Annotated in this window: 8 protein-coding genes; 3 read left to right on the forward strand and 5 right to left on the reverse strand. The window is 57.8% G+C overall.

What is annotated here, in order from left to right; genetic code table 11:
- Positions 1–258 precede the first annotated feature (258 nt).
- Positions 259–1323, forward strand: a complete 1065-nt coding sequence (locus NW844_RS06330; RefSeq protein WP_414334436.1) for an OmpA family protein — start codon at positions 259–261, stop codon at positions 1321–1323.
- Between the two features lie 34 nt (positions 1324–1357).
- Complete coding sequence (locus tag NW844_RS06335; protein WP_414334437.1) at positions 1358–2335, forward strand: hypothetical protein; 978 nt, start codon at positions 1358–1360, stop codon at positions 2333–2335.
- A 60-nt stretch (positions 2336–2395) separates the two neighbouring features.
- On the opposite strand, the gene NW844_RS06340 is transcribed toward NW844_RS06335, so the two are convergent.
- Complete coding sequence (locus NW844_RS06340; protein WP_414334439.1) at positions 2396–2623, reverse strand: hypothetical protein; 228 nt, start codon at positions 2621–2623, stop codon at positions 2396–2398.
- The gene (gene rnc, locus NW844_RS06345; RefSeq protein ID WP_414334440.1) at positions 2620–3342 is read right to left on the reverse strand and encodes a ribonuclease III; all 723 of its coding nucleotides are present in this window, start codon (positions 3340–3342) and stop codon (positions 2620–2622) included. The genes NW844_RS06340 and rnc overlap by 4 nt, the downstream gene beginning before the upstream one ends.
- Positions 3343–3436: 94 nt before the next feature.
- Here rnc and NW844_RS06350 point away from each other — a divergent pair, with 94 nt between their 5' ends.
- A complete protein-coding gene (locus tag NW844_RS06350) occupies positions 3437–3769 on the forward strand; it encodes a hypothetical protein (RefSeq protein WP_414334441.1) in 333 nt (110 codons plus the stop codon).
- Between the two features lie 46 nt (positions 3770–3815).
- On the opposite strand, the gene NW844_RS06355 is transcribed toward NW844_RS06350, so the two are convergent.
- The 3 genes from NW844_RS06355 to NW844_RS06365 form a co-directional block, all read right to left on the reverse strand.
- Positions 3816–4091 carry a hypothetical protein gene (locus NW844_RS06355; RefSeq protein WP_414334442.1) on the reverse strand — a complete coding sequence of 92 codons (276 nt, stop codon included), beginning with the start codon at positions 4089–4091 and terminating at the stop codon, positions 3816–3818.
- 87 nt (positions 4092–4178) lie between these two features.
- Positions 4179–5264 carry an A/G-specific adenine glycosylase gene (gene mutY / locus NW844_RS06360; RefSeq protein WP_414334444.1) on the reverse strand — a complete coding sequence of 362 codons (1086 nt, stop codon included), beginning with the start codon at positions 5262–5264 and terminating at the stop codon, positions 4179–4181.
- An 86-nt stretch (positions 5265–5350) separates the two neighbouring features.
- Positions 5351–5488: a hypothetical protein gene (locus NW844_RS06365; RefSeq protein ID WP_414334446.1), complete on the reverse strand. Its 138-nt coding sequence runs from the start codon at positions 5486–5488 to the stop codon at positions 5351–5353.
- Positions 5489–5903: the final 415 nt, after the last annotated feature.

The raw sequence follows: 5903 nt of genomic DNA on the forward strand, positions 1-5903 counted from the left end.
TTCCTCAAAGAACATCAACCTCTGAAGACGAGCTGAGCGGTAGTCGGAGATGCGCTGCGAAGTGGGTGTAGTCTTGTCTCATGGTCGCTTCCCTCCTGTAGAAAATCTAACTCCGGCTCAGGTGCAACAACCCGTTTGTAAAGGCTTATTCGCAACTAGCACATAAACGTTAAAGTTCGTATTTAATCTCTTTGCATTTTCAAGCTAAACTTCTAGGCAATGGCCCCGTAACGACTTTGGAAAAACCAGGGAGTGGCTATGTCTTTTCGCGTAGGTTTACAACCTTTTGCCTTCGCTCTGCTAACAGCGCTGCTTGTCAATGCGGGGCCAGCCCGGGCCGATCTGCCAGGAACGGCGGATCCGCCGGGGCTCAAGCGCTTTGCCGGCTCCAGCATTGTGTTTCAATCGCGGGCCGACTACGACCGCCTCAAGTTTGCCCTTGAGAAAATCGTCTTCAGTGGCGCGATGGGAGCTGTGCAGCCGTATCGGTCTCAAACTGTTGAGGGGCGCCGCATCACAACCTATTACCGATTGCCGGAGCGGGTTGCCCCCCTAGAGGCGCTGCGCAACTACGAAACCGAACTGAAAGAGTCTGGTTTTGAGATCCTCTTCTCCGGCTTAGGGGAGGAGATCGAGACCCTCGGCTACAACAACCAGATTGCCCACGAGATCCTCGATATGAAGGGCACCTACAGCACGCCGGAAGAACGGGCGCAGTGGCCGTTCCAGAACGCGAGAGAAAACACTGCTGCCTATTTAGCCGCACGTGGCAAGTCGCCCGAAGGCGATGAGCGATTCGTAAGCGCCTACTTTGTGGTCAATACCGATGACTGGGAGGTCACGCGCGGCAGTGGACGGATCCCGACCGGGATTACCCTGGGGCGGGTGGATGTCATCGATGTCAAGACTCGCCAGCAGCGCCTGGAACTGGTGACCAGCAGCGAGCTGGATCAAGCCATCAGCCGCGATGGCCGGATCGCTCTCTACGGCATTCTCTTTGCCTATGACTCGGATCAAATCGAAGCGGCTGCCGAGCCCACCCTTGCCGAGATCGCCAAGCTGATGCGCGAGCGCGCCGACCTCAGCATCCTCGTGGTCGGCCATACCGATGCAACCGGCAGCTTCGACTACAATCTTGGCCTCTCGCGGCGTCGGGCCGAAGCTGTGGTCAACCGCTTGGTTCAGCTTGGCATTGAGCAGCGCCGACTCTATCCGGTTGGTGTGGGATTCTCCGCTCCTGTTGCCAGCAACGCCACTGACGAGGGCCGGGCAAAGAATCGTCGCGTGGAGTTGGTGGATCTGGCCGGCGGCAGGCTCCCCTAGGGGGGAGTTGCCGAGGGTTGGGGCAGGACAGGCATTGTTGAAAGTCTGGACACTGCGGCTGTGGCGAACTAGCTTAGAGGCAACTCTTTACTTCAAGCTAGTTCGTGGGGTGGGATCCATGCTGAGGCCCAGTCTTTTGTTCTCCGGATCGGCGCTTCTGGGTTTGCTGTCTTGGCTGTGTTTGGGCGGCGAATGTGGCTGGTTGGTCTCGTCTCGTCAAGAGTGGGGTTCTGCCACTGAAGTGTCTCTGGAAGCTGGGGAGCTCTCTCTGCCGTCATCTCTCTCTCTATTCTCTGCCCAGGTGGATGTTCGCCATGAGCTGGCGTGGCTAACCCAATCCATTGAACAGGAGCCGGGGAACGCGCAGCTCTATCTGCAGCGGGCTCGGTACTTCTGGGATCGGTTGCAGGGCGCTCCCTTGGCCTTGGCCGAGCCAGACCAGGCGACTGCTGTTGACCACCTGCTGAGCTTGGCGCTGCGGGATCTGGACATTGCCATTGCTTTGGATCCCTATTTGTCTGAAGCTTACTTGCTCAAGGCCAGGATTCAACACGAGTATTTTGGGGAGCTGGAGCAGGCTTTGGCAACGTTGTCCCCCCTGGATCGCATTGCCTATCGCAACCCCCAACTCCACTTGTTGCGCTCTCGCATCTGGGCGGAACAAGGACATCTGGAATCGGCGTTTGATGTGTCGCACCTGGCTATTGAACTGGCCGAGCAAAACCAAAGCCCTGCCGATCTTTTCGATGCCTATGTCCATCGCGGCCTGATGTGGGCCAGCATTTGCGACTTCAACTTGGCCGTTCAGGATTTCAGCCGAGCTATCGAGGTGCAGCCGCAGCAAGCCGAGGGCTACTACCACCGCGGCATGGCGCGCGCCTATCAGGGAGAGGATAGGGCCGGTGCCGCTGCCGATCTGGGCCGTGCTTTGACACTGTGGCAGGCTGCAGGCACGGGATCCCCAGAGTTGCTGGAATATGTAGAAGCAGTGCGGATGGAACTGTTGCGGTAGCTCCTGTAGCTGGCCGAAGTCCTCACTAGCAAGCCAAGCCTCTTGTTTGATTGCTCACTTTCAACGGCGACGAGCATCGAGGACAAACAGAGCACTGCCTACGACGAACAGGAGACTGGCGCCTATCCCAAGCAGGGCTTGGACAACCTTTGGGTTGAGAAGGGTTGGAGCTGCTGGATCCCACAGAGATGGGTCACTGCCCAGGTTTATCACCTCGCCCAGCGCAAACAGGCTGCTCCCCAGCAAAAACAACCAACTGGCCAGCTCGTAGGGGTGATTGCCTCTCATGTCTCCTCCGACTGCAAGCGCCCGTAGGCCTGGGCAGCGGCAGCCATTTCTGCAGCTTTTTTTGAGCGACCTTCACCGCGGCCCCAGCACCGTCCTTGCCCCCAGACTTCCATGGTGAACTGAGGCGGATGCTCCTGGGCGACCACCAGGCGATACTCCGGCAGACTGCCCCAAAGGCGTTGGGTGAGTTCTTGTAAGGCTGCTTTGGGGTTGCGTCGAGTGGGGTCTTGAAACCATTGCTCCACTCGCCGGCGCAAATAGGGATCCAGCCAGGGATGCAGCCTGGGCAGTGTGTAAATACCCCAACTGAGATAAAAAGCCCCCAGCAAAGCCTCGAAGGCATCCGCCAGCCGCCGACCCCGTCCGACCAGGTCGTTTTGGGAGCTGGATCCCACCTCCAGGTAACGATCTAGGCCGTGCAGGTCTGCCAGTTCCGCCAGGTGAGCATCGCTGATCAAGTCGGAGCGAATTGCGGTTAGCTCTCCCACCGACAAGTGGGGATAGGACTGAAACAAGAATTCTGTGGCCAGAATCCGCAGGACAGAATCCCCCAATAACTCCAGCCGATCGTTGTTCCGCCGGCTGTCCAGAGAAGGGTGGATCAGAGCCTGATCCAGCAGATCCCAGCGCAGTTGTGCCAACACAGCAGGATCCCTAAATCCAAGACGAGCCAGTAGGTGCTCCAAGGCACGGCGACGGGACGGGATCAACTCAACCATGGCCCACAACCCTTTTGACCGGGGTCATTCTGCTCAGGCAGAAAGCTGGCTATACTACAAAAGTAGTATAGACCTTGCGAGGGAGGATCCCTACATGCCCATCCGTGCCAATTCTCCCACTGCCACGACCCAGATGGAGGTAACCAGCATTCGGCTAGAGCGTGAGCTGAAGCAGCGACTGAAGGCGCTGGCCGGAAATCAGGGCTACCAGGCTCTAATACGGGAAATTCTTTGGAGTTATGTCCTGCGTCATTCTCAGGGAGCTGCCACCCTTAGCCCTGAGGATATTCGGGCCAGCTTCCCGGCCACAGCCCATCAAGCCCAATGCTGTGCTCTCACTGGCCAGGCTATTCAACCGCAGGAACCGATGCTGCTGGGGTGGACCAGCGATGGAAAGTTGGTTGCCCTCAGCTCTTCCTGCTTCTAACCTTCTTTGGGGAGTACCTCTCAAGCTGGCAGAGGGATCTGCCCCTTCAAGTGCCACGAATTTCTCGATATTTTCTGGCCCGTTCTTCGAAGGGATCAGGGGCTTTGGCTTTGGAGACTGCCTCCTCCAGTTGGGCCATCACCGTCTCTGCGGGCTCAGCAGAGCGGACGACATAAAACATGAGGTTGATGGCTTCGTTGGCCGTTAGTTTGAGGTTTTCTTTTCCCTTGGGCACCAGCGCGATCTTGCCATCTGTGGTCGGGATAGCGGTATGGGATCCCTTGGCCAGAATTTCCCCAGCTTTTTCCAGAGTAACCAGCATATCCGTAGCTCACCGCAGCGGGACACCTACCATCCTATCGAATGTCTTGGGGCAGGGGTTCCAGAAGGGTCTAAGCCATTTGGCGGATTAGGTGTGTTCCCATGAGTTGCCCCGCTCGGCCAACCAAGCGTACAAGTGAGGAAACAACTTTTGATTGGCCCCCGGGAAGGGAAATGCCGACAGATCCGCCGGGCTGACCCAGCGCACCTCGCTGCATTGCAGGGCTTGGGCTTCTCCGCCTAAGTAGCGACAGATAAAAGCGATCAAAGTAATGGTGAAATGGGTGTAGGCATGTTCGATGGTGGCTAAGGGCGCCACCACCTCGATATCGATACCGATTTCTTCTTTCACTTCTCGGACTACACACTCGGCAGCCGTTTCTCCCGGCTCAATTTTTCCTCCGGGAAACTCCCACAGCCCGCTGAGCATGGAGCTTTCCAGCCGTCGATCGATGAGGATTTCTGTTCCCCGCAGAACAATGGCAACGGCAATTTGCTTGTGAGGACGAGGGGTACGGGGTGCAGACATAGGCAATTGCTGGTGTTGACCTCGATTGTAGGCGGCGCAATCTCCTTGCCAAGGGCATTGGCCGCAGCGAGGCTTTCGGGGACGACAGACAGTCGCTCCCAAATCCATCAGGGCCTGGTTAAAAGTCCGCGGCTGCACGGGATCCAACAATTGCTCAGAAAGCTGCCACAACAGAGGCAGACACCGGGCCGGAGGCTGCTGCAAAGCCAGCAAGCGAGCCAACACCCGCTTGACGTTGCCATCCAAAATCGGCAAAGGCTGATCGAAGGCAGCGCTGAGAATGCCGCCAGCCGTGGTGCGCCCGATCCCCGGCAGCGCCAGCACCTGCTCCAGATCCCTGGGAAACTCGCCGTTGCCTTCCTGCACCAACATTTGGGCGGCTTTGTGCAAGTTCAGCGCCCGGCGGTAATAGCCCAGGCCCTCCCATAGCTTCAACACCTGCTGCTGGGGGGCTGCCGCCAAGTCCGGGATCTTGGGCAAGGCCTGCATCCAGCGCTGAAAGTAGGGGATGACCGTCGCCACCTGGGTCTGCTGCAACATCACCTCCGCAACCCAAATGGCATAGGGATCCCGACTGCGACGCCAAGGCAGATCCCGCCCGTGGTCGCGGTACCAGTGCTGCAGAGACTGCCGCAAGCGCTGCACGACAGCCTCATCCCAACCTTCTACCTCGTCTGGAAGGCTGACAGTGCAGGAAAGACTGCCCTTGGCTTGCGGAATAAGCTGAGATCTCAAGCCACGTAAGCAAAGTGCAGAGCCCACCAGATCAAGGCCGAGACCACCCCGGCCACAATTCCTGCCGAGATCAAAACAACAATTGGGCTGTCTGCCCCCTTGAACTTCATGATGCCGCGATTGTAGTCAGCCATCTGCGCCTCCCACCAGCTTTGGCGTTCGGGTTGTTATGGATGTCGATCGGGATCCGGGTCTGCCAGCTCTATCTCCAGAATAGCCAATCTGTCTGGGATCCGATCGGCTCGCAAAATCAGGGTTATTTCAAATCGGGAGCAAACTTCAAGAATCCCCCGCCTTTTTCCCCTTCCCGACCCACCTCACACAGCCTTGAGCGGGCGATCCCTGCCTCGGAAGAAAGCCTCAGTGGGGAAGCTGGCCTACGGTCGCTCCCCTCCCTGGTTGCGGATCAAGAAGCGGATTTCTTCAAGGAGAACCTCAAAACGTTGATCCGATTCAGCCTGACGCTGCCTCAGTTCTCTCAGCTCCTGCCTCAGTTCCAAGACAACTTCGGCAAGACGCCCTGAGAGGGTTTGCAAGGCAAGCTGGGCA

The organism is Synechococcus sp. H55.2 (assembly GCF_047462495.1).
In the GTDB taxonomy this organism is placed as follows: Bacteria; Cyanobacteriota; Cyanobacteriia; order Thermostichales; family Thermostichaceae; genus Thermostichus.

Excerpts from the sequence above, each read along its gene's own strand:
- NW844_RS06355 (WP_414334442.1), bottom strand. The coding sequence starts at position 4,091 with ATGCTGGTTACTCTGGAAAAAGCTGGGGAAATTCTGGCCAAGGGATCC.
- NW844_RS06350 (WP_414334441.1), top strand. The coding sequence starts at position 3,437 with ATGCCCATCCGTGCCAATTCTCCCACTGCCACGACCCAGATGGAGGTA.
- NW844_RS06330 (WP_414334436.1), top strand. The coding sequence starts at position 259 with ATGTCTTTTCGCGTAGGTTTACAACCTTTTGCCTTCGCTCTGCTAACA.
- NW844_RS06365 (WP_414334446.1), bottom strand. The coding sequence starts at position 5,488 with ATGGCTGACTACAATCGCGGCATCATGAAGTTCAAGGGGGCAGACAGC.
- NW844_RS06340 (WP_414334439.1), bottom strand. The coding sequence starts at position 2,623 with ATGAGAGGCAATCACCCCTACGAGCTGGCCAGTTGGTTGTTTTTGCTG.
- rnc (WP_414334440.1), bottom strand. The coding sequence starts at position 3,342 with ATGGTTGAGTTGATCCCGTCCCGTCGCCGTGCCTTGGAGCACCTACTG.